Origin of the sequence: Mesorhizobium sp., assembly GCF_004963255.1 — a bacterium.
GTDB lineage: Bacteria > Pseudomonadota > Alphaproteobacteria > Rhizobiales > Rhizobiaceae > Mesorhizobium.
The window spans coordinates 1-211 of record NZ_SUGA01000156.1 but is presented as its reverse complement, the minus strand read 5'-3'; the positions used below and the strand labels follow the sequence as shown (position 1 = coordinate 211).

The following is a 211-nucleotide window of genomic DNA, read 5'->3' as shown; positions in this document are numbered from 1 at the left end:
ACATATGACCGTCTTCTGAACCGGATTTCGACGCGCGCCGCGCAAGTCGGCGTGATTGGACTGGGCTATGTCGGGTTGCCGCTGGCGGTTGCGATCGCACGCGCCGGCTTCCCGGTTTCCGGCTTCGACATCGAAGCCCAGAAGGTCGAGAACCTGAACAACGGCCAATCCTACATTGAGGCGGTGGCATCGACAGCCCTTGCCGGCCAGG

1 protein-coding gene is annotated in these 211 nt (G+C 62.6%); it reads left to right on the top strand.

Annotated features, from left to right (window positions below; all coding sequences use genetic code 11):
• A partial coding sequence (locus E5X34_RS32870) for an NAD(P)-binding domain-containing protein (protein WP_292573409.1) occupies nt 1–211 on the top strand: 211 nt, incomplete at both ends.